The sequence below is a fragment of the Microcystis protocystis FBCC-A270 genome (assembly GCF_050500235.1).
Classification (GTDB): Bacteria; Cyanobacteriota; Cyanobacteriia; order Cyanobacteriales; family Microcystaceae; genus Microcystis; species Microcystis ichthyoblabe_A.
Genome location: NZ_CP191407.1, coordinates 944,106 through 965,300 on the forward strand (window position 1 = coordinate 944,106; position 21,195 = coordinate 965,300).

The 21,195-nt window shown below is 44.7% G+C and carries 22 protein-coding genes; 13 read left to right on the forward strand and 9 right to left on the reverse strand.

Annotated elements, in window-relative coordinates; all coding sequences use genetic code 11:
- Positions 1–7: 7 nt before the first annotated feature.
- The 5 genes from petH (at position 8) to ACQY1X_RS04575 (ending at position 5,317) form a co-directional block, all read left to right on the forward strand.
- Positions 8–1,207 carry a ferredoxin--NADP reductase gene (petH, locus tag ACQY1X_RS04555; RefSeq protein WP_002734368.1) on the forward strand — a complete coding sequence of 400 codons (1,200 nt, stop codon included), beginning with the start codon at positions 8–10 and terminating at the stop codon, positions 1,205–1,207.
- A gap of 216 nt (positions 1,208–1,423) precedes the next feature.
- Positions 1,424–2,266: a ChaN family lipoprotein gene (locus tag ACQY1X_RS04560; RefSeq protein WP_430015436.1), complete on the forward strand. Its 843-nt coding sequence runs from the start codon at positions 1,424–1,426 to the stop codon at positions 2,264–2,266.
- A gap of 92 nt (positions 2,267–2,358) precedes the next feature.
- A complete protein-coding gene (locus tag ACQY1X_RS04565) occupies positions 2,359–3,234 on the forward strand; it encodes a 3'(2'),5'-bisphosphate nucleotidase CysQ family protein (RefSeq protein ID WP_430015437.1) in 876 nt (291 codons plus the stop codon).
- Positions 3,221–3,400 carry a hypothetical protein gene (locus ACQY1X_RS04570; protein WP_002776187.1) on the forward strand — a complete coding sequence of 60 codons (180 nt, stop codon included), beginning with the start codon at positions 3,221–3,223 and terminating at the stop codon, positions 3,398–3,400. The genes ACQY1X_RS04565 and ACQY1X_RS04570 overlap by 14 nt, the downstream gene beginning before the upstream one ends.
- Positions 3,401–3,445: 45 nt before the next feature.
- Complete coding sequence (locus ACQY1X_RS04575; protein WP_430015438.1) at positions 3,446–5,317, forward strand: GTPase family protein; 1,872 nt, start codon at positions 3,446–3,448, stop codon at positions 5,315–5,317.
- A 244-nt stretch (positions 5,318–5,561) separates the two neighbouring features.
- Here the strand turns inward: ACQY1X_RS04575 and ACQY1X_RS04580 are convergent, their stop codons facing one another.
- The 6 genes from ACQY1X_RS04580 to ACQY1X_RS04605 form a co-directional block, all read right to left on the reverse strand.
- On the reverse strand, positions 5,562–5,690 hold the full coding sequence (locus tag ACQY1X_RS04580; protein WP_430015439.1) for a hypothetical protein: 129 nt from the start codon (positions 5,688–5,690) through the stop codon (positions 5,562–5,564).
- 99 nt (positions 5,691–5,789) lie between these two features.
- Positions 5,790–6,656 carry an alpha/beta fold hydrolase gene (locus ACQY1X_RS04585; protein ID WP_430015440.1) on the reverse strand — a complete coding sequence of 289 codons (867 nt, stop codon included), beginning with the start codon at positions 6,654–6,656 and terminating at the stop codon, positions 5,790–5,792.
- A gap of 57 nt (positions 6,657–6,713) precedes the next feature.
- Positions 6,714–7,535, reverse strand: a complete 822-nt coding sequence (cysH, locus tag ACQY1X_RS04590) for a phosphoadenosine phosphosulfate reductase (protein ID WP_016516985.1) — start codon at positions 7,533–7,535, stop codon at positions 6,714–6,716.
- A gap of 242 nt (positions 7,536–7,777) precedes the next feature.
- Positions 7,778–8,578 (reverse strand): tetratricopeptide repeat protein, encoded by an 801-nt coding sequence (locus ACQY1X_RS04595; protein ID WP_430014070.1) that lies wholly within the window; start codon positions 8,576–8,578, stop codon positions 7,778–7,780.
- Between the two features lie 42 nt (positions 8,579–8,620).
- Positions 8,621–9,154 (reverse strand): 5-(carboxyamino)imidazole ribonucleotide mutase, encoded by a 534-nt coding sequence (gene purE, locus ACQY1X_RS04600; protein ID WP_430014071.1) that lies wholly within the window; start codon positions 9,152–9,154, stop codon positions 8,621–8,623.
- A gap of 24 nt (positions 9,155–9,178) precedes the next feature.
- Positions 9,179–9,901 carry a Uma2 family endonuclease gene (locus ACQY1X_RS04605; protein WP_430014072.1) on the reverse strand — a complete coding sequence of 241 codons (723 nt, stop codon included), beginning with the start codon at positions 9,899–9,901 and terminating at the stop codon, positions 9,179–9,181.
- A 332-nt stretch (positions 9,902–10,233) separates the two neighbouring features.
- On the opposite strand from ACQY1X_RS04605, the gene ACQY1X_RS04610 reads away from it, so the two are divergent.
- Both ACQY1X_RS04610 and ACQY1X_RS04615 read left to right on the forward strand, forming a co-directional pair.
- Positions 10,234–12,027 (forward strand): fatty acyl-AMP ligase, encoded by a 1,794-nt coding sequence (locus tag ACQY1X_RS04610; RefSeq protein WP_430014073.1) that lies wholly within the window; start codon positions 10,234–10,236, stop codon positions 12,025–12,027.
- 175 nt (positions 12,028–12,202) lie between these two features.
- Complete coding sequence (locus ACQY1X_RS04615; RefSeq protein ID WP_002776225.1) at positions 12,203–12,415, forward strand: type II toxin-antitoxin system HicB family antitoxin; 213 nt, start codon at positions 12,203–12,205, stop codon at positions 12,413–12,415.
- 283 nt (positions 12,416–12,698) lie between these two features.
- On the opposite strand, the gene lspA is transcribed toward ACQY1X_RS04615, so the two are convergent.
- From lspA to bioB, 3 genes are read right to left on the reverse strand one after another with little or no spacing between them, the layout of a single operon-like run.
- Complete coding sequence (gene lspA / locus ACQY1X_RS04620; RefSeq protein WP_002776227.1) at positions 12,699–13,166, reverse strand: signal peptidase II; 468 nt, start codon at positions 13,164–13,166, stop codon at positions 12,699–12,701.
- Between the two features lie 11 nt (positions 13,167–13,177).
- The gene (locus ACQY1X_RS04625; RefSeq protein WP_103111903.1) at positions 13,178–13,828 is read right to left on the reverse strand and encodes a biotin transporter BioY; all 651 of its coding nucleotides are present in this window, start codon (positions 13,826–13,828) and stop codon (positions 13,178–13,180) included.
- Positions 13,800–14,894, reverse strand: a complete 1,095-nt coding sequence (gene bioB / locus ACQY1X_RS04630; protein ID WP_430014074.1) for a biotin synthase BioB — start codon at positions 14,892–14,894, stop codon at positions 13,800–13,802. Before bioB ends, ACQY1X_RS04625 begins: the two co-directional genes overlap by 29 nt.
- 133 nt (positions 14,895–15,027) lie before the next feature.
- Here bioB and rfbC point away from each other — a divergent pair, with 133 nt between their 5' ends.
- The 6 genes from rfbC to uvrC all read left to right on the forward strand — a co-directional run bounded on the left by rfbC (position 15,028) and on the right by uvrC (position 21,165).
- A complete protein-coding gene (rfbC, locus tag ACQY1X_RS04635; protein WP_002732824.1) occupies positions 15,028–15,573 on the forward strand; it encodes a dTDP-4-dehydrorhamnose 3,5-epimerase in 546 nt (181 codons plus the stop codon).
- Positions 15,574–15,578: 5 nt separating this feature from the next.
- Complete coding sequence (gene rfbD / locus ACQY1X_RS04640) at positions 15,579–16,454, forward strand: dTDP-4-dehydrorhamnose reductase (protein WP_430014075.1); 876 nt, start codon at positions 15,579–15,581, stop codon at positions 16,452–16,454.
- A 4-nt stretch (positions 16,455–16,458) separates the two neighbouring features.
- Positions 16,459–17,532: a glucose-1-phosphate thymidylyltransferase gene (locus tag ACQY1X_RS04645; protein WP_024968657.1), complete on the forward strand. Its 1,074-nt coding sequence runs from the start codon at positions 16,459–16,461 to the stop codon at positions 17,530–17,532.
- Positions 17,533–17,779: 247 nt separating this feature from the next.
- On the forward strand, positions 17,780–18,865 hold the full coding sequence (gene leuB, locus ACQY1X_RS04650; protein ID WP_430014076.1) for a 3-isopropylmalate dehydrogenase: 1,086 nt from the start codon (positions 17,780–17,782) through the stop codon (positions 18,863–18,865).
- Positions 18,866–18,944: 79 nt separating this feature from the next.
- Positions 18,945–19,205, forward strand: coding sequence for a hypothetical protein (locus ACQY1X_RS04655; RefSeq protein ID WP_002734814.1), 261 nt, complete (start codon positions 18,945–18,947; stop codon positions 19,203–19,205).
- Between the two features lie 82 nt (positions 19,206–19,287).
- Positions 19,288–21,165, forward strand: a complete 1,878-nt coding sequence (gene uvrC, locus ACQY1X_RS04660; protein ID WP_430015441.1) for an excinuclease ABC subunit UvrC — start codon at positions 19,288–19,290, stop codon at positions 21,163–21,165.
- Positions 21,166–21,195: the final 30 nt, after the last annotated feature.

Consider the following 21,195-nt stretch of genomic DNA (forward strand, 5'->3'; position numbering starts at 1 on the left):
ATATTTAATGTACAGTCCGAGTACACTAGCGGGAAACCGTTTATTTGTTTACGAAGTGGCGGGTCTCAATCAAAACGACAATACTGACAGCTTGGATTATTCAATCCGTCAGAGTGGAAGCGTGTTTTTCACGGTTCCCTACAGTCGCATGAATCAAGAAATGCGTCGGATTACCCGTTTAGGTGGTCGTATCGTCAGCATCAAACCCTTCAATGGGATTGCCCCCGTAGCAACTGTTTCTAGTGCCTCCACACCACAGCCAATCGCTCAATCATCGCCCGTCCCCGAACAGACCAAGAAAAAGGCCATGACTCAAGCGAAAGAAAAAACAGATATCCCCGTCAACATCTACCGTCCGAATCAACCCTTTATCGGCAAATGTATCGAGAATTATCCTCTCGTTGATGAGGGGGGTATCGGCATCGTACAACACGTCACCTTTGACCTTTCTGGGAGCAATTTACGCTATTTAGAAGGCCAAAGTATCGGTATTATCCCCCCGGGTACCGATGCTAATGGCAAACCTCATAAATTGAGACTCTATTCGATCGCCTCCACCCGTCATGGTGATAAATTAGACGATAAAACCGTATCCCTCTGCGTGCGTCAGTTGGAATACCAACACCCAGAAACCAAGGAAACCGTTTATGGGGTTTGTTCCACCCATCTCTGTAATGTAGGGGTGGGGGACGATGTGGCTATTACTGGTCCCGTGGGTAAGGAAATGCTGCTACCGGGTGATGAAGATGCCACTATCATTATGATGGCCACCGGGACGGGAATCGCTCCCTTCCGAGCTTTCCTCTGGCGGATGTTCAAGGAACAACACGAAGATTATAAATTCAAAGGTCTAGCTTGGTTGATTTTCGGAGTTCCCAAAACGGCCAATATTCTCTACCAAGAAGAATTAGAGAAAATCGCGGCGGAATTCCCCGATAACTTCCGTCTCACCTATGCCATCAGCCGGGAACAGCAAAATCCCCAGGGCGGCAGAATGTATATTCAACACCGGGTAGCCGAACACGCTGACGAAATCTGGAATCTACTCCAAAGTCCCAAAACCCACGCTTATATGTGCGGACTGAAAGGGATGGAAGATGGTATCGACGATGCTATCAGTGGTGCTGCTGCTAAAAATGGCGCTGATTGGTCTGTCTATCAGAAACAACTGAAAAAAGAACATCGCTGGCACGTAGAAACCTACTAAACCAGAAAGGTTCTCTGAAAATTTTTGGGGGTGGGCATTGCCCACCTTTTTTGTCTTGGCTTCGGTTAAGATAAGTAGCTGGTTATAATTAAATTAAAAATGGATTTTAGGTTCGATCCCCCCTACCCCCCTTAATAAGGGGGGTGCCGATAGCCGGGGGGATCTGAAAGTTTTTAATACCTATCTACTTAGGTTTTTTAAAAGACCTTTAAAAAGATGAAATTCTCTCGACGCTTTTTTCCCGTTTTCCTTGCCCTCTGCTTACTGTTTATTTTGCTGCCCCGGGCCTGGAGTTTTACTAATAGCCAAAAACAAATTCTGGCCGATTTAAAAACAGCCGAGATTATTTATCTGGGAGAAAGGCACGATAGTCAAGCCGACCATCAAGCCCAATTAGCTATTATCAAGTATTTACAGGCTAATAATCCCCAAATAGCGATCGCTTTCGAGATGTTTCAACGTCCTTACCAAATCTATTTGGATCAGTATTTAGCCGGCAAAATTAGCGAAAATCAGTTGAGAGAAAAAAGTGAATACGACCAACGTTGGGGATTTGATTGGGAATTTTACGCCCCGATCCTGCGCTTGGCCAAGGCGAAAAAACTACCATTGATCGCCCTAAATACACCCACGGAAATCACTAGAAAAGTGGCACGAGAGGGCTTAGAAAGCCTCTCCACCTCAGAAATGACCTACATTCCCCCTAAAAGCGAAATAAACCAGGATAACGAGGAGTACCGTCAACAGATCTTAGCCGTTTATCAGCAACACACGGGGGGCAAAAGTCAGGGATTCGATCGCTTTTTTCTGGCACAGGTCCTCTGGGATGAAACCATGGCCGATGCGATCGCTAAATTCTGGCAAGCTCATCCCGAATATCAGATCATCGTCCTAGCAGGAAAAGGTCATATTGCCTACGGTTACGGCATTCCCAGTCGAGTCCAAAGAAGATTAGGCGATCGCGTCATCCAGCGTTCGGTTTTCTTGGGAGACGCTCCCCAATCATCACCGGAAGAAACCAAAAAACCCGCCGATTATTTTTGGCAGGGGCAAAATTAAGTCAGTCAGGAGCTAGGAAGCAAGGGATGATAAGCTAAGAAGCCAGTCTTTTAATTTAGTAGATAATAAGTCTGAAAAACTGAGGCTATTTTATGATTAATTTAACCTGTCAAGATACCGAAACACTCGATCGCATTTTAGCTGTGACTCGTGCCGTCGGTTGGGGTGGTGCTAAAATCCTCCAATCCTACCACCGGGGTGAACAGGATTTAGCCGTCAACGAGGAAAAAAAAGGCGGACCGGTGACGGCGGCGGATTTAGCGGCGAATCACTATATTTTAGGGGAATTACAAGCAAATTTTTCTGATATCGACTTTGGTTATCTGAGCGAGGAAACCCATCAAGGCAATGAAGCTATCCCGAAAGATTGGGTATGGATTATCGATCCTTTGGACGGAACCCGCGATTTTATCGACAAAACGGGAGAATATGCCCTACATATCGCCTTATGTTATCAAGGAAGACCGATCATCGCCGTGGTTGCCCTACCGGATCAAGAAAAACTCTATTTTGCCCAAAAAGGAAAAGGTACTTTTCTAGAAACTAGCGACGGCAATATCACACCGGTAAAAGTTGCCAATAAAGATAAAATTACCGATCTCTATCTGGTAGTTAGTCGTACCCATCGCGACCAACGTTTTGATAATTTATTAAGTCAAATACCCTTCTTCGGTAAAAATTATGTGGGTAGTGTGGGCTGTAAAATTGCCACGATCCTCGAACAAAAATCCGATGTTTATATCTCCCTATCGGGGAAATCGGCGGCTAAAGACTGGGATTTTGCCGCCCCAGAGTTGATTTTAACGGAAGCAGGCGGCAAATTCTCCTATTTTGACGGTCAACCCGTGCGCTATAATCGCGGCGATGTGCGGCAATGGGGGGGGATCATGGCCAGTAATGGTCCTTGTCATCAACAACTTTGTCAGTTGTCCACAGCAATCCTCGCCCAAATTGATGCCACTGTCTAATTTCTGCTCTCTTATTCTTTGTGTGATCGGTTTAACTTATATAGGAGCGATCAATCTTTGTGTCCTTTGTGTCTTTGTGGTTCGTTCTAGTCCTTCGCCGGCGGTACTGTATCTTAGAATACATTTTACCCACCAAACCCAAGAGAGCTTAATTTCTGCCCCCTAACCGAGAATCAGAGATCGGTAGAATGGAAAAAAAACAGATCGAGCAATGTTACGGTTAAAAACTTGGCAAGGGTTGATTTTAGCAGTTCCGATCGCCGCCGTGGTCATCTTTCTGATCGTGGCCGCCAGTTTCCAGATCAATCAATGGGGTTTAAATTGGATTTGGGCAGTTTTTACCCTGATTTTTGTTGCTTGGCGCTTCCTGTTGGTCAAATGGACGCGCCCAGTGGTCGGGGAAATTGAAGCCACCATTGGGGAAGTTAAGGCAGAATTAACCCCTCCTGACGGTGATTCCGGGGGCAATGTCGAGGAAATTATCGAGAGGATTATCGTCGAGGCCCGCAATGATCGCCCGGTTTGGGAAGATTGGGCGACTTTTTGGCAACGCTGTCAGGATTTGGTCAGTGCCATCGCCCATATATATTACCCCGATGTCAAGTACCCCTTATTAAATATTTACATTCCCCAGGCCTACGGTTTAATTCGGGGAACCGTGGATGATAGCGATCGCTGGATGCAGAATCTTTCCCCGGCCTTGAATCAAATCACCATCGGCCAAGCCTATCAGGCCTACGAAGTTTATCAAAAATTGCAACCCTCGGCCCAGAAACTTTGGCAGGTCTGGAATTGGGCGCAATGGGTGATCAATCCCGCTGCGGCTGTGGCTAAAGTTGCCAGTCAAAAATACAGCGATCGAGCGGATCAGCAATTATTAGTCAATTTAGGGCAAGTTTTGCGGGAAAATGCCCTAAGAAACCTTTCTCGCCAAGCGGTGTTACTCTACAGTGGCGGCAATCTCGCCCCAACTCTCCCCACCAAGACGAAAATCGCCACTACTACTCTCAAGGAAATTCTCGCCCAAGCTGAACCAATCACGGAAATCGATCGCCAACCGGTTAATATTCTGCTGGTTGGACGCACCGGGGCCGGCAAAAGCAGTTTGATCAATACTCTCTTTCGGGCCGATTTAGCCCAAGTGGATCTATTGCCTAGTACCGATGCAATCCAATCCTACCATTGGCAAACCCCAGAAGGGGACGAGTTAATCCTCTGGGATACCCCAGGCTATGAACAGTCAAATCGGGCTGATTATCGGCAAAAAGTTCTTAATTATGCCAAAAACGCCGATTTATTAATTCTTGTCACCCCCGCCCTCGATCCCGCCCTGGCCATGGACGAGGCTTTTCTTAAAGATTTGCAACAAACTATTGACAATTTACCAGTTATAGTCTGTGTTTCTCAAGTCGATCGCCTGCGTCCGCTGCGAGAGTGGCAACCCCCCTATAATTGGCTGACCGGAGAAAGTCCTAAAGAAGTCAATATCCGCGAATGTTTGCAGTATCGGGCGGAATTATTCGAGGATCTATGCGATCGCATTTTGCCGATGGTCAGTCAACAGCCAGATAGAGAAGCTTGGGGGGATGAGGAGTTATCAATCGCTTTACTGGGGGCAATTTCGCCCGCAAAACAGTTGCGTTTAGCCCGTTTTTTAGCGGATTTAGAAACTCGAACCCTGGCAGCGGCGAAAATAATCGATCGCTATACTTTACAGATGGCCACGGGGCAAGGTTTAACGGCCCTATTAAAAAGTCCTATTCTAGGTTTTATCTCCACTTTAGCCACGGGAAGACCGACCTTAGCCTATCTTTTAGCTGAACAAATTCCTGTGGAACAATTACCAGTAGCGATCGGTAAATTACAGATGGCCTACGAGCTTTCTTCTCTCTTGAATACGGAGAATAAAAGTTTTGATTTATTGGCACTTTGGCCAATACTATTAGAAAATTATAGCACTGCTGACAAGGAAGCTTGGGCCTGGGGTCATGCTCTGGTAGAATATTGGACAAAGAACCTATCGATCGAACAGTTCCGGTCAAGTTATCAGGGGTATTTAGAAACGACAAAAACAGGCCTCTAACCAGATTAATTAAGCTAAAACTTTATTCCACTTTAAAAGTATAGGAGAGTGGGGAGGAGAGGTTTCTGGGGTTGAGATTTCTAGCCTTTGTACTAAAATTACTCAGTATGCGGTTTAAATGCAGTGCAGCTTATACTAAATCCGTTGAGTAACGCACAGAAAACGGGCTTCTCCGAGAAACCCGTTTTCTACTCATGCACTCATGCAAAAAGGGGAATAAATAATCAGTCTTTAATAACCAGATTTAGCATGACAAAGCATTAGCCTCGATTTCTAGATCACCCATCGATTTAACTCGCTCCCAATCGGTTAAATTATTAATATCTGGGGGATTATTTTCTATATTTATCCTTCCTAAAGCTGGTATTTCCATAGGCGGTGGCCAGTGCAGAACTACAGTGATATACTAAGGATAACTTGATCAATACTTTCTAGGGAAATTTTGCTATCAATTCCCAGAAAGTATCGAGGTTTAGGTTTTGCGTCCGAGAAAATTAATAATCTGGGGACTAATTTCTTTTGACCAATGTTCTTGGGGATAGTGTTTTGCTTCCGAGAGGGGGATTAATTCCACTCCTGATTTAGTAGCTAATTTTTCAACGGTGACAGAAGATAACCAAGGATCGGCCATTCCCCAGACAAAAAGGATAGGTTTTTCAAAGTTCTCTAAACCTGTCTCAATTTCTGCCATAGTTTTCGATAGGTTTAAATTGCGAATCGTGGCCAGTAAAGCGCGACCCACTGCCGAAGTTTTTAGATAAGGTTGACGGAAAATAGCCAGATCTGCATCACTAATCACAAAACCGCTACCAGTTTCTAAAGTACGATCGACTAATAAGGGGTCTTGAGTCGCCATATCTCCGAGGAAAGGTAGCCCCCATTGTTTCATTATCCAGGGTAATTTAACATCACTGGAGAGGGGAGTATTTAAAACGATCAAGCGCTCAATTTTATCGGGATTTTCTAGGGCGTATTGTAACCCGACGGAGGCTAAAAAACCCTGGACAATGAGGGAGATTTTCGGCAATTGGAGAGCTTGAATAAAATCGGCCAAGGCTTGACAAAAAGCGCTAGGTGTGTAGGCGAAATCTCTGGCATCGGGTTTAGCGGATAAACCGGAACCGATCCAATCGGGGGCAATGGCATTAATGTTATATTCTTCTAAACTGGTCAATAATTCTCGCCAAATATAGCCATGGGCGGGTAAACCATGGAGTAGGATCACGGGGGTTGTGTCCGGTTGTTGAGCGGGGTTAACCTGTCGATAGAACCACTTGAGAGGGCCGACTTCGAGAAAATTTTCTAAAATAGCCATGGTTAATGGGGGATTAATAATCATTAACCATTGTCTAACGTCTAGGAACCGATCGCACCGGCAAATTTCCCACCCCGGCAGTTATAGGGAGCTTGCGTCGAGACTTTGTGCTTCTCCGGGGGTTAAGGGTAAATGAAGACCGCATTCTTGTTTTAAACCCTTGAAACGGGTGTCTCGTTCGTTGCTATCATCGGCGGTTAAAGGCCGACTGGAGTGCCAATCGCCGACGGAGACATAACCCAGATCAAAATAGGGATGGTAGGGAAGATCGTATTTAGTCAGATAGTCGTAGATGGTTTTGGCATTCCAGTCAAGTATCGGTAATATTTTGTAACGTTCGCCCTGTTGATTGACCCATTGGAGAGTTTTGCGGTGGTCGGTTTGGTCGCGACGTAAACCTGCTAACCAAGCGGTGGCCTTTAATTCCTTCAGGGCCCGTTGCATCGGCTCCACCTTGCGGATTTTGTCGTAGAGATTGAGGGAGTCGAGATCGTTATTTGACCACAGTTTACCGTGGATTGCTTCCATGCGGGCGGGACTGAGGGGAGATTGATAAACTTTCAGGTTTAAATGGAGGCGTTGGCTTAAGTCTTCGGCAAATTGATAGGTTTCCGGAGGAAGATAGCCGGTATCGATCCAAATGATGGGAATATCGGGGATAATTGCGGTGACGAGGTGCAACATCACCGCCGCTTGAATGCCGAAACTGGTACTCATCACCAAACCTTCCCCAAAGGTGGCCGCAGCCCAAGCGACGATTTCTGCGGCGTTAGCGGAGTCAAAACGTTGATTAATTCTGGCGAGGTCGAGGGATAGAGGGGAGGAAAAAGACCGGTCGGCAGTGGCGATGAAGGCGGTTTCTAGGGCCTGTGGATGAGAATTAAGCAAGTGTAAATCTGGCATTCTGGCTAAGATTTAAGGTGTACAGTAGCGGCGGATACTGATAGAGTCCAATCTATCCCTGTAATTGGATTATAGCATTGGGCCATCGGCCCGTTCTAGCTATTCCTTTTCCTTTCCAGAGCCTGGTTATTCGATCGAGGATAATGGAACTATCAGGCCTCAATTGTATTTTAGTCGCTGATTTCAGGATAATTGGACTCTCAGCCCCGCTACTGCTAGAAAAGTTACTATTTAGTAATTTTTTACTTTAAGTTAAGAAACTTATCTAAGGCTAGAACCATATTCGGCGGCCAACGGCGCACGCTTTTTACCCAATCGAGGTCTTGATAGCGGGTATCCATACCGACGGCGGCTACCCAATTGCTTTCCGCTTCTCCCTGTTGTCCTTGGGTCCATAAAACGGCGCTTAAGGCGGCTCTGACATCGGGGAACATGGGGTATTTGCGGGCAATATTCCGCATTTTTTGGACTGCTTCGGGATATCTGCCCAATTCGTACAGGGCCAGGGCCAGATTAGCTTGCGCCCAGGCAAAATTCGGGGCCAGTTGAGTGGCTTGGCGATAGTCTTTGACGGCGGCTTCCCAGTCCCCTAAACCGCCTTCGGCGTTGCCGCGATTGTTATAGGCAAAGGCATCATTGGGGGCCAATTCTAAAACTTTATTATAATCGGCGATCGCTTCTTGATATTTGCCTTCTCCCTCTAAAGCGGTGCCGCGATTGAGGTAGGGATCGGGGGCATCGGGGGCAATGGCGATCGCTTGGTTAAAATCAGCGATCGCATCCTCTAATTTATTGAGACTAACTCTGGCATTGCCGCGATTACTCCAGACGGCGGGGTTAGTGGGGAATTTGGCGACTAATTGGGTCCAATAGTTTTCGGCCTGGGCGTAATCACCTTTTTCTGTGGCTTCTAGGGCTTTTTCGGCGATAACTTCCCCTTCTCTAATCTGTTCTTCGCTAATAGTCGGGCTATCGGCATAGGCCGCTATGGGTAGGGCAAAAAAGAGCAATAGACTCAATACACAAGCGGTGATCCAACGCATAATTACTTCATAATTTGTTACTTAATCTTTTCTCAATCTACCCTACTTAGGTGAACTCTGCCCTAGATAGTCTTGATAGCCTAGTCGTTGAAGATTGCTTTGTTTTTCGAGGACGGAATCGGTGAGGGATTGACGATAGGCGATAACTTGCTCTAAAAGATCAGCATTACCGATGGCGAGAATTTGAACCGCTAAAAGTCCAGCATTTTTGGCATTACCGATCGCCACCGTGGCCACGGGAATGCCTGCGGGCATCTGTACAATTGAATAGAGAGAGTCTAACCCTTGTAAAGTGCGCGTGACTACGGGAACTCCAATCACGGGTAAGGGGGTTAAAGATGCTACCATCCCGGGTAAATGGGCAGCACCACCCGCTCCAGCGATAATCACTTTTATTCCCCTCTTATGAGCGTTTTTGCCGTATTCAAACATTTTTTCGGGGGTACGATGGGCTGAGACGATGGCGACTTCGTGGCTAATCTGAAAAATCTCTAAAACTGCGATCGATTCTTTCATGGTGGGTAAGTCGGAATCACTGCCCATAATTACACCCACTAGGGGCGCTGCTGTCACCATAGTTACTAGAAAATAATATTTCCCCTAAATTGTATCGGGATCAATGCCTAATTCTCGCAATTTTTGGGCCAATTTTTCCTTAGCTTGTCGTTCCCTTTCTTTCTCTAAAAGAGCCTGTTCTTTCTCTAAAAGAGCCTGTTCTTTTGCCTGTCTTTGCTGTAACTCAGCTTCTTGAGGAGTGGGGACTAATTGACTATTGGCGGTAAAATAACGCAGTTTACGGTCAAATATCCCTAAATATAATCCTAACTGTTCACTCCAGAGATAACCCTGTTCATTGGGAGAAATGGCTTGATATTGTCCCTCAATTAGTCTAAATCCTTGCAATTCTAAACTATTGGGATCGAACCAAAAATAATTAGGAGTGCGAAAGGTATTTTGGTAGAGAATTTTCTTGTTATTGCGGTCAATATTGGCCGTAGAATCGGAAAGAATCTCGACAATTACATCGGGATATTTACCCTGTTCTCTCCAAACCACCCAACTTTTGCGGGGACGCTTTTCGGTATCTAAAACCACAAAAAAATCGGGACCCCAGAAATCACGTTTTTTTAGTTGTTCTTCGTTGTAGTAGATGGTTAGATTTCCCGAAGCGTAGTAATCACTCCTCTCGCGCCATAATAATTCTAGACAACTAAGGAGAATGATGATCTGTTGCAGGTGTAGATCACTTTCCAAGGGTGGTTCATCACTCCATAAATCTGTGTGGGGACAGGCAACTTCTGGGATTATGTCTAGGGCTGTCATGACTTTTTCCCGGTATTTTAGGATTGATTAATTATAGCTTTTTTCTCACAATTGCAGAGATAAGGCGGGGGGATTTTAACCAATAACTTAAGTAAGTAGGCGTTAAAAATCATCAGACACCCCCCTTATCAAGGGGGATCCCCCCGCCTTCGGCTTCCCCCCTTATCAAGGGGGGCTAGGGGGGATCGAACCTAAAATCCATTTTTAATTTAATTATAACCAGCTACTTAATCCTAGACCTTGACCGATCGCCTTTCGCACTTTATCCTAGCGCCATCGCCAAATATGTTAAAACTTCTATACAATGGCCCCCAATAAGTCCGATAACAACGATGACTGAAACCTTAATTCAACCTGCCACCCTAGTAGAACTCTTACATTACCGCGCCACGGCACAACCAGAGGGCCATGCCTACACTTTTCTTATTGATGGCAAAAAAGAAACCCCACTTTTAACCTACAGTGAACTCGATCGCCAAGCAAGAGCAATCGCCGCCTATTTGCAAAAATACCAGGCGCTGGGAGAACGGGCCCTGTTACTCTATCCTCAAAGTTTAGAAGTAGTGGCCGCTTTTTGTGGTTGTCTCTACGCGGGAGTGATTGCCATTCCCGTCCCCCCACCGGAATCAGGACGACTTAAGCGCACTTTGCCCCGTTTACGGGCAATTGTCAAGGATGCTAATGCCACCTTTGCCCTAGTTACCGAAAGTATTCTGACTCTTATTGAAGGTGTGAAGGAAGAATTCCCAGAATTCGACCAAATGAAGTGGATTACTACCGAAAGCATTGATATTTCCCTGGCAGACCAATGGCAAGATCCCCAGGTGGATAAATCGGCGCTTGCCTATCTGCAATATACCTCCGGTTCGACTAATATCCCCAAAGGGGTGATGCTAAGTCATTTTAACCTGATGCACCATTGCGGTTACTTGCAAAAAGCTTGTGGTTACGAACCGGATAGCGTTACCCTCACTTGGATGCCCTATTTTCACGATTACGGGTTAGTCGAGGGTATCACCGTCCCCCTCTACAACGGTACACCCTGCTATCTCATGTCTCCCTTTGCTTTTATTAAGCGTCCGATGCAGTGGTTAAAAAATATTACTAAGTACAAAGTTACTCATAGTCAGGCCCCCAACTTCGCCTATGATCTTTGTACTCGCAGGATTAAAGCTGCCGATTTAGCGGAATTAGACCTGAGCAGTTGGCAGGCCGCGGGAAATGCCGCCGAACCGATTAATCCGAAGGTCATGGCCAAATTTGTCGATACTTTTGCCGATTATGGCTTTTCTTGGCAAACTTTCGCCCCTGCCTACGGATTAGCTGAATATACCCTCTTGATTTCCAATAAACCCAAGGGAACCACCCCAATTATCACCGCTTTGGATGCAACCGCCTACGAACGCGGTAAAATTGTCCCTGTAGGCTCCGATCGAACCACGGGAGTTAGATCAGTCCCCAGTTGTGGTCGTCGCGTCTGTGATACCCGTATAGCTATGGTTAATCCCGATACTTTCACCCTTTGTGCAGCCGATGAAGTGGGCGAAATTTGGGCCAGTGACCCCAGTATGGCCGCTGGATATTGGCAACGGGAAGACGCAACCAAAGAAACTTTTCAAGCTTATCTTGCTGATACAGGAGAAGGACCGTTTTTACGCACGGGAGATTTAGGTTTTCTTCTCGATGGGGAATTACATATCACGGGACGGATTAAGGATTTAATTATTGTCCGTGGTAGTAATCATTATCCCCAAGATTTAGAATGGTCAGTACAGCATCTTAATGAGGTTTTTCGTCCCGATTATGGTGCCGCTTTTTCTATTGAAGATAACGGGGAAGAACAGTTAGTTATTGTCCAGGAATTAGAGCGTCGCAGCGGGGAATTAGATACGGCCAAATTAATCGCCGATATCCGTCAAGAAATCGCCGAAGAACACGAAATTATGACCCATGCCATTGTTTTAGCTAAATCGGGAACAATTCTCAAAACTGCCAGTGGCAAAATTCAACGCCGCGCTATTAAACAGAATTTTCTCAATGGGAATATGAGTATTATCGATGCTTGGTCAGAAAATCCTCAGTTAGTTAGTAAATTTGATCGCTCTATTTCTGAAACAGAAGCATAGTTTTTCGGGTGGGCAATTCTCACCCGATCGAGGTTAACTAATCGTGTTAGGATTAGGTTAAGGATTAAAGTTAGGGTAAACGCCCAAAATGTCACATTTACAAACACTTTATACCATGATGTTGAGAGAGCCGACTATTTTGCTTGTATATGTATTGGATGTATGAGTAAACAGGATGAAAATTCGTTATGAACTGATTATTTACTGGAGTAATGAGGATCAACTATTTATCGTTGAAGTTCCAGAACTGGCAGGATGTATGGCTGATGGAGAAACTTATCAAGAAGCTGTACAAAATGCTGAAATCATTATTCAACAATGGATTGAAACAGCACAGGAATTAGGCCGAGAAATTCCTGAACCTAAAGGACGTTTATTATTTGCTTGAACAAGCACAGGAATATGTAATACTAAATCCAGTTATTAAAAACTGATTATTTATTCCCCCTTTTGCATGAGTGCCTCTGCTGATATGTAGCTTATACTCAACGGATTTATTATGATTGGTACTCAACAGGAATTATCTGGATTTACAAAATATTTAAATGATCAGTATTCCAGGAATATAATACTAAATCACCAATTTTTTTTGAACAGAAAAAGTAAGGGCGAAGCATTCGGATAGGAAATCTACGGTTTCAGCGATAGGTTATCGCTCGAATGCTTCGCCCCTACGGGACCCTTGACTTGTGGGGAAAAGTCGAAATTAATAGGCAAATAATCCCGATGTTAATAAAGACATCAGCCAGATTAAAAACAGGAAAATTAATCAATCTAAAATCGAGAAAATCCACCACATAACCAAACAAAAAGCGATCGATGCCATTGCCGAAAGCCCCTGCTAAAATAAAACCGTAGGCTAATTGTTCCCAACGGCTTAAATGCGGTCCAAAGTAAGCAAAAGCCATTAATCCCAAACTAACTAATAAGGATAGCCATTTGAGCCAACCAACACCGCCCCGAAAAGCACTAAAAGCCGCCCCGGTATTAATCACAAATGTAAAATGAAAAACCCCCGGAATAACCGGAAAAGTATCACCGATTTGCTCAAAACTCTGCACGGTTATATACTTAGTTACTTGGTCTAAACTTAGACCAAGCACCGCCACTATCCAAAACCAGCGATTTTTTTTTAACATTGGCTCTGGCATCAATAAAATAATAATTTACGGAAGAAAAAGGCAATAATTACCACCACACAAATTACTACTAATTGCCCTAAAAATGGCCAGACTGAATAATTCATAAATAGGGTGGGCAAACTATCGGGAAAGGTGATTTGACTGGCTTGGGGCTGAAAAATCGACAATCCCAGCATATATAATAAACCGCACAGATGAATCACTAACAAACCGGCAAAGGCACTTAAAGCCAGAGTTTCTATCTTGGCACGCCAGCGAAAAGCCAGCCAACCACACAGCCATGCCCCCGGCATAAAGCCTAAAATATAGCCAAAACTGGCTTCTTTCAGATAACCCATTCCCCCACCCTGAGCAAACACCGGCAACCAAGTTAAACCGAGAAAAATATAGGCCACCTGGGCAAGAAGCCCGGCATTTTTGCCCCCCAGACAGCCCGTTAATAATACTGCCCCAATTTGGTAAGTTATGCCTAGTTTTTGCGAAGATAGACCCGCAGCTGACCAACTAGCTAGGCTTACTGGAACAAATGTACTAAAAATTGTCAGCAACAAACCAATCAAAGCCCAGATTAACTCATTGGGAACCGACGCGGAAGTGCGCCGCGGCGGAGATTCTCGTCCTCGACGTGATTTAGGTTGTCTGTTGGGGTTGGTATTCACCGGGGATGGGGGCTTCTCCTCCTATTAAACTAAGATCAGCCAACATCGCCTGATCCTGTTGGGGCGGTTGTCCTAGGGTGGTCAAATAATGCCCAATCAGCATAGCATTAATTCCCGATTTTAGCCCCAGATTTTGCAATTCTCCCATCACTGCCTCTCGTCCCCCGGCATAACGGAGAATTTGTTGGGGTAAGATAAACCGGAAAATGGCGATCGCTTTTAGGGCAGTCAAGGGATCCAGTTTGGGTAAATGACCTAAAGGGGTGCCACTTCTGGGGTTTAATAGGTTAATCGGCACTGATTCCACTTCTAATTCCGCCAGAGAAAAAGCTAAATCAATGCGATCAGTCCAACTTTCCCCCATACCGATAATTCCCCCCGTACAAGCCTGAATTCCCGCCGCTTTCAGGTTTTTTACCGTTTCTACCCGATCCTGCCAACTGTGGGTGGAGACCACGTTAGGATAAAAATTCTCGGAAGCTTCCAGATTGTGATTATAACGGGTAACTCCAGCTTCTTTTAAGGCCTGGGCTTGGGGGAGGGTTAACTCTCCCAAGGCGCAACAGGGTTTAATCTTGGCGGTTTCGATGATTTCTTGAACTGTGGCCAGTATTTCCTCGAATTCCTTGGATTTGGGGCTATTATACTTTAATCCCCGACCTTGACTAACTAAACAGAAGCGTTTGGCCCCCGCGTCGGCTGCCGCTTTCGCATGGCTGACGATTTCCTCGCGACTTTTTAAACCGTAGATAGGCGAATCTTGACCGGGATGGTGGACGGATTGGGAACAAAAACTGCAATTTTCCGAACAACTTCCCGATTTTATGTTGATAATGCTACATAAATCTACCGTATTACCACAACAGGCCTGACGAATGCGATCGGCAGCCTCACATAAGCTGAAAATATTTTCCTGACCTTCGATCGCAGTTAAAGCTAGGGCCTCTTGCTTACTGAGTCGATCGCCGGCGATAATCTGATTAGCCCTAGTCTGTAACCAGTTTTTTAAGGCTTCTCCCTCCATGGGGATAGATTGAGTAGCGGTGTGTGTAGAGACTTGTACCACGTCGTTTATGCTCTGACTAAGTTAGGCTCATCTTATCATTATTCAGTTACCGGGGAAAGATTAATAAAAAACTTTAGAAAAAAATGCCCTTTTGTGCTAGACTACCCGCAAAAGTTATCTTGTCTCCGATTTTATGAAAGTTATTCCGACGGAAATTCCTGATGTTTTAATCATTGAACCGCAAGTTTACGGAGACGATCGAGGTTTTTTCTTGGAGAGTTTTAATCAGAAAGATTTTCGAGAAAAAACTGGGGTTAATACCACTTTTGTCCAGGATAATCACTCTATGTCCCTAAAAAATGTCCTGCGAGGATTGCACTATCAAATCCCCAATCCCCAGGGTAAACTGGTGCGAGTGGTGAATGGTAGTGTTTTTGATGTGGCAGTGGATGCGCGTCAAAGTTCCCCCACTTTTGGGCAATGGGTAGGCTGTGTTTTAAGTGCGGAAAATAAACGGATTTTCTGGGTTCCCGAAGGTTTTGCCCATGGCTTTCTAGTTCTCTCCGATCGAGCAGAATTTCTCTACAAAACCACTAATTATTATTATCCAAAGTACGAAAAAACTATTTTATGGAATGATGCCGATTTAGGGATTGATTGGCCCCTAGAGACTCCGCCGATTCTCTCCCCTAAAGACCAAGCTGGACAACCCTTTAAATCCGTGGAAGTTTTCCCCTAAAGACGATGAAAAAAGTTTTACTAATTGGTGCTAAAGGTCAGGTAGGACAAGAGTTACAAGTAACTTTACCATCCTTGTGCGAAGTTATTAGTATCGGTCGAGAAGAACTAGATTTAACTAACTCGGAAAAAATCAGCCAGTTAATTAGGGAAATTCACCCCGATTATCTGGTTAATGCCGCCGCTTATACGGCAGTGGATAAAGCCGAAACCGAACCAGATTTAGCCTATTCTATCAATGCTATAGCTCCAAAAATCATGGCGGAATCTGCCGAGAAAATTAAAGCTAAATTTCTCCATATTTCCACCGATTATGTCTTTGATGGTCGGAAAAATACCCCCTATCTAGAAACCGATCTAACTAATCCTTTAGGGGTTTATGGACAATCAAAGTTAAGGGGAGAAGAGGAAATTAAAACTGTTAATTCTCAGGCAATTATCCTCCGGACTGCTTGGGTTTACGGCAGTTATGGCAAAAGTAATTTTGTCAAAACTATGCTGAGATTAGGCAAGGAAAGAGAGGAGTTAAAAGTAGTTGTTGATCAGGTGGGAAGTCCCACTTGGGCAAAAGATATCGCCACGGCCATTACTCACCTTCTAATTAATGTCGATAATCCCCCAGGAATCTATAATTTTACTAATAGCGGTGTCGCCAGTTGGTTTGATTTAACTAAAGCGATTTTTGAGGAGGCAAAAATAAGCGGTATTCCCTTAAAAATTCAGAGAGTAATTCCCATTACTACTGCTGAATATCCTACCCCAGCAGTGCGTCCGGCCTATTCGGTTCTTTCCAGTCAAAAAATCTCGCAACAATTGGATTATATTCCTCCCTATTGGCGAGATTCTCTCAAAGCTATGCTCAACCAACTATTTAATCTTTAAAACTATGAAAGCACTAATTTTATCCGGTGGTAAAGGTACGAGGTTACGTCCCCTAACTTATACTGGGGCAAAACAGTTAGTTCCCGTGGCCAATAAACCGATTTTATGGTATGGAATCGAATCAATTGTGGCCGCAGGAATTACCGATATTGGCATTATTATCAGTCCCGAAACTGGGGAAGAAATTCGTCAGACCACGGGCAATGGTGAACAGTTTGGCGCTAAGATAACTTATATTCGCCAAGATCAACCGGCAGGATTAGCTCACGCGGTCAAAACTGCCCAATCTTTCCTAGGAGATTCCCCCTTTATTATGTACTTGGGTGATAACCTAATTGAGGATGATTTATCGCCCTTTTTAGACTCTTTCCAAAAACAGTCCCTTGATGCTTTAATTCTGCTGCGAAAAGTCTCTAATCCTAGTGCTTTTGGGGTGGCAAAAGTAGATGAAACCGGCAAAGTTTTATACTTAGTCGAAAAACCCAAAGAACCCCCCTCAAATTTAGCTTTGGTGGGGATTTATTTTTTTGCCCCCACCATTCACCAAGCGATCGCATCTATTCAACCTTCGGGCCGGGGTGAGTTAGAAATTACCGACGCTATCCAAGAATTAATCAATCAAAATAAAGCAGTAGAAGCCAATAAACTACTGGGTTGGTGGTTAGATACGGGTAAAAAAGATGATTTATTAGAAGCAAATCGGATTATCCTCGATACCTGTCTAGAAATCGCTTTACAGGGAGAAATTGATGCTAATAGTCAGGTGATCGGACGGGTACAAATTGGTCAGGGTAGTAAAATTATTAATAGTACCATTCGCGGCCCTGTCATTATCGGAGAAAATTGTCACATTGAGAATTGTTTTATCGGTCCCTACAGCAGTATAGCTAATGGAGTAAAATTAATTGATGCCGACATAGAACACAGTGTTATTCTCAAAGATGCCACGATTATTGGCATTCATCAGCGCATAGTTGATAGTGTGATTGGACGACGGGCAAAATTAGAAATCGCACCCCAACGTCCAAAAGCTTTACGCTTTATGATTGGGGACGATTCCCATGTGGAATTAGTGTAGTTATTGGGGATTAACTGCCCCTTTAATTAGGGTTTGCGGCAAAAAGTTTTTCCTGGGTGTAGGGTGTAGGATTTTACCGATTTTCAGGGAAAAAGTCCCGGAATTTTCACCCCAATCACTGCAATCGCTGGCACTTTTTGATGGGAAAAAAGTCTAAAAACCTTATCCAACAAGGTTTTTAGATTTATTCAGCCAACCCTAACTATGTTATAATCAAGAGTCTGACCTATTTTACCGTTCTAGAACTATGACGCAACAGTATCGCATTACCCTACTACCCGGCGATGGCATCGGGCCGGAAATCCTCGCTGTCACCGTAGAGATACTGAAAGTCATCGCTAAAAAATTTGACCTCCAGTTTGACTTCCAAACCGCTTTAATTGGAGGGGCAGCCATTGATGAAACCGGCAGTCCCCTCCCCGAAGCAACCCTGAGCGCCTGTAAAAATAGTGATGCTGTTCTCTTGGCCGCTATCGGGGGTTATAAATGGGATAATTTGCCCCGGCAGCAAAGGCCGGAAACCGGATTATTAGGCTTAAGATCTGGTTTAGGTCTTTTTGCTAATTTACGTCCTGCCACCATTTTTCCGCAATTAATCGACGCTTCTAGTCTCAAACGGGAGATTATCGAGGGAGTGGATATCATGGTCGTCCGGGAATTGACCGGGGGTGTCTATTTCGGTCAACCGAAGGGGATTTTTGAGACGGAAACGGGAGAAAAATGCGGTGTAAATACCATGGTTTACTTGGAATCGGAGGTGGACCGCATCGCTAAGGTGGCCTTTGAAATTGCCCAAAAACGCGGCAAGAAACTCTGTTCCGTCGATAAAGCTAATGTTCTTGATGTTTCCCAACTCTGGCGCGACCGGATGACGAAAATCGCCGCTAATTATCCCGATGTGGAACTTTCCCATCTCTACGTCGATAACGCAGCCATGCAGTTAGTCCGGGCCCCCAAACAATTTGATACTATCGTCACGGGCAATTTATTCGGTGATATTCTCTCGGATGAAGCGGCCATGTTAACTGGTAGTATCGGAATGTTACCCTCCGCTAGTTTAGGGACTGCTGGGGTGGGAGTTTTTGAACCCGTCCACGGTTCGGCCCCGGATATCGCCGGCCAAGATAAGGCCAATCCGATCGCCCAGATTCTCAGTGCTGCTATGATGTTAAAATATGGGCTAAATCAGCCTTTAGCGGCAGCAGCGCTGGAAAAAGCCGTAGAAAAAGTCTTAGAGTTCGGTTATCGTACTGGAGATATTTTCTCAGAAGGTATGACCTTGGTGGGATGCCAAGCTATGGGCCAGGCCATCCTGAAAGTTTTAGAATCATAACAAAAGTGCCAAATTCCGAAATCGTCATATACCATTGATTTAATAAATACGTCAATTTAATCGTGGGGAGACGAGTGCTATGGTAGCCCTATCCGAGAAAACAGAACAACAGCGTGTCGATATGGAAATCCCAATTTTGTTAGATCCTACTGTCTTACGGGCAGCCAGACGCATTTATCGCATCTACTGTACCCTCAATAGCAGAGTTAGTAAACGTCCTTTTGGTGTCGCTATTAACCGCGACAATCATCGCGGCCAATTGATTTTTAACAATAAACCGATTCTTCTCCCCGGAGAGTGTTTCGTCCCGATTAAGCAAATCGAATCGGAAGCATATTAATTTTTGTGAAGATTTGCCCTAAATATCTTGCCAAACGTCAGCTAATACCCACTGGCGTGATTTTTTTGTCTAATATAAAAAGATGTTCGGGAATAATCTTAACTCTACCCTAATCCAAGACCTCGATCGCCTAGAAAATCGTCTTCGGGAAATCCCCCTCGAACCGGGGGTTTACTTCCTGCGCGACCAAAATGGCGAAATTCTTTACATCGGTAAATCCAAAAAACTCCGGTCTAGAGTCCGTTCCTATTTTCGTCCCAGTCAACCCCTCAGTCCCCGCATTGCTTTGATGGTGCGACAGGTGACAGAAATTGAATTTATCGTCACCGACACGGAAGCAGAATCCTTGGCCCTGGAAGCTAATCTAATTAAACAACATCAGCCCCATTTTAATACTCTCCTCAAGGACGATAAAAAATATCCATGCATTTGTATTACTTGGTCGGAAACCTACCCGCGCATTTTCATCACCCGCAAACGTAGCATAAATAACCAAAAAGACCGTTATTATGGTCCCTACGTCGATACTAGGCTGCTGCGCTACACTTTACACCTAATTAAACGCACTTTTCCCCTGCGTCAACGTCCCCAACCTCTGTTTAAAGACCGTCCCTGTTTAAATTATGATATCGGTCGTTGTCCGGGGGTTTGTCAAAAATTAATCAGTCCCCAAGATTATCGAGAAACCTTGCAGAAAGTGGCGATGATTTTTCAGGGAAGGACGGGGGAATTATTAGAGAAATTAGCAGCAAAGATGCTAGAAGCGTCGGAAAACCTAGATTTTGAAAAAGCGGCCACGATTAGGGATCAAATTCGCGGATTACAGGCCCTTAATACCGATCAAAAAGTCTCTTTACCTGATGATACCGTATCCCGGGACGCGATCGCTTTAGCTAAGGACGAGCAGCATTGTTGCATACAATTATTCCAAGTGCGTTCCGGTCGTTTGGTGGGACGTTTGGGATTTTTTGCCGATAGTCAGTCAGCAAACGAGGGAGAAATCCTGCAAAAAGTCCTGGAAGAACATTATTTATCGGTGGAAGGGGTGGAAATTCCCAGCGAAATCCTGTTACCCTGCGAATTACCGGAAGGTGAGGTGTTAGCGGGGTGGTTAAGGGAAAAAAAAGGTCGCAAAGTCGAGTTAACTGTCCCCCAACGGCAAAGTAAAGCGGATTTATTAGCTATGGTGGAGAAAAACGCTCTTTATGAGTTAGAAAAGACGAAAAGAAGCGCCGACCGAGATTTACAGTCTTTGCAGGATTTAGCGGTAATTCTCGATTTACCGGCACTGCCGCACCGCATCGAGGGTTATGATATTTCTCATATTCAGGGTTCTAATGCAGTCGCGTCGGGAGTGGTGTTTATCGATGGGGTGGCCGCTAATCAACATTATCGTCACTATAAAATCAAAAATCCCGAAGTTAAAATCGGCCATTCCGATGATTTTGCCAGTTTAGCAGAAGTAATTCGCCGGCGTTTTCGTCGTTATGCCGAAAATACCGATAATATTGCCGAAAGTGATGATTTTCCCGATTTGGTCATGATTGATGGGGGAAAAGGACAATTATCGGCCGTGGTGACAGTTTTAGGGGAGATGAATTTATTAGAACAGGTAAAAGTTGTTAGTTTAGCTAAACAGAGAGAGGAGATTTTTTTACCGGGGGAATCCTCTCCTTTAGAGACAGATAAGGAACAACCCGGAGTGCAATTATTGCGTCGAGTCAGGGATGAAGCGCACCGCTTTGCTGTTAGTTTTCACCGACAACAAAGGATGCAAAAAAGTCGCCGTTCCCGTCTGGATGAGATACCGGGGTTAGGTTTTAAGCGACAAAAAGATTTATTAGCTCATTTTCATTCTCTGGATTATATTCGCGAAGCTTCCCTAGAACAATTGCAACAGGTGACAGGAATTGGGGAACAATTAGCTAAGGAAATTTATAATTATTTTCATCCTAGGTAGGGATAAGCTGTTGAAGAATATCTAAGGGGG

Coding starts and splice junctions, on each gene's coding strand:
- rfbD (WP_430014075.1), top strand. CDS start 15,579: ATGAAAAAAGTTTTACTAATTGGTGCTAAAGGTCAGGTAGGACAAGAG.
- ACQY1X_RS04595 (WP_430014070.1), bottom strand. CDS start 8,578: ATGCGTTGGATCACCGCTTGTGTATTGAGTCTATTGCTCTTTTTTGCC.
- ACQY1X_RS04565 (WP_430015437.1), top strand. CDS start 2,359: ATGATTAATTTAACCTGTCAAGATACCGAAACACTCGATCGCATTTTA.
- cysH (WP_016516985.1), bottom strand. CDS start 7,535: ATGCCAGATTTACACTTGCTTAATTCTCATCCACAGGCCCTAGAAACC.
- purE (WP_430014071.1), bottom strand. CDS start 9,154: ATGGTGACAGCAGCGCCCCTAGTGGGTGTAATTATGGGCAGTGATTCC.
- ACQY1X_RS04580 (WP_430015439.1), bottom strand. CDS start 5,690: ATGGAAATACCAGCTTTAGGAAGGATAAATATAGAAAATAATCCCCCA.
- ACQY1X_RS04615 (WP_002776225.1), top strand. CDS start 12,203: ATGAAAATTCGTTATGAACTGATTATTTACTGGAGTAATGAGGATCAA.
- ACQY1X_RS04585 (WP_430015440.1), bottom strand. CDS start 6,656: ATGATTATTAATCCCCCATTAACCATGGCTATTTTAGAAAATTTTCTC.
- petH (WP_002734368.1), top strand. CDS start 8: ATGTACAGTCCGAGTACACTAGCGGGAAACCGTTTATTTGTTTACGAA.
- ACQY1X_RS04575 (WP_430015438.1), top strand. CDS start 3,446: ATGTTACGGTTAAAAACTTGGCAAGGGTTGATTTTAGCAGTTCCGATC.
- ACQY1X_RS04605 (WP_430014072.1), bottom strand. CDS start 9,901: ATGACAGCCCTAGACATAATCCCAGAAGTTGCCTGTCCCCACACAGAT.
- uvrC (WP_430015441.1), top strand. CDS start 19,288: ATGTTCGGGAATAATCTTAACTCTACCCTAATCCAAGACCTCGATCGC.
- lspA (WP_002776227.1), bottom strand. CDS start 13,166: ATGTTAAAAAAAAATCGCTGGTTTTGGATAGTGGCGGTGCTTGGTCTA.
- ACQY1X_RS04655 (WP_002734814.1), top strand. CDS start 18,945: ATGGTAGCCCTATCCGAGAAAACAGAACAACAGCGTGTCGATATGGAA.
- rfbC (WP_002732824.1), top strand. CDS start 15,028: ATGAAAGTTATTCCGACGGAAATTCCTGATGTTTTAATCATTGAACCG.
- ACQY1X_RS04570 (WP_002776187.1), top strand. CDS start 3,221: ATGCCACTGTCTAATTTCTGCTCTCTTATTCTTTGTGTGATCGGTTTA.
- leuB (WP_430014076.1), top strand. CDS start 17,780: ATGACGCAACAGTATCGCATTACCCTACTACCCGGCGATGGCATCGGG.
- ACQY1X_RS04645 (WP_024968657.1), top strand. CDS start 16,459: ATGAAAGCACTAATTTTATCCGGTGGTAAAGGTACGAGGTTACGTCCC.
- ACQY1X_RS04560 (WP_430015436.1), top strand. CDS start 1,424: ATGAAATTCTCTCGACGCTTTTTTCCCGTTTTCCTTGCCCTCTGCTTA.
- ACQY1X_RS04610 (WP_430014073.1), top strand. CDS start 10,234: ATGACTGAAACCTTAATTCAACCTGCCACCCTAGTAGAACTCTTACAT.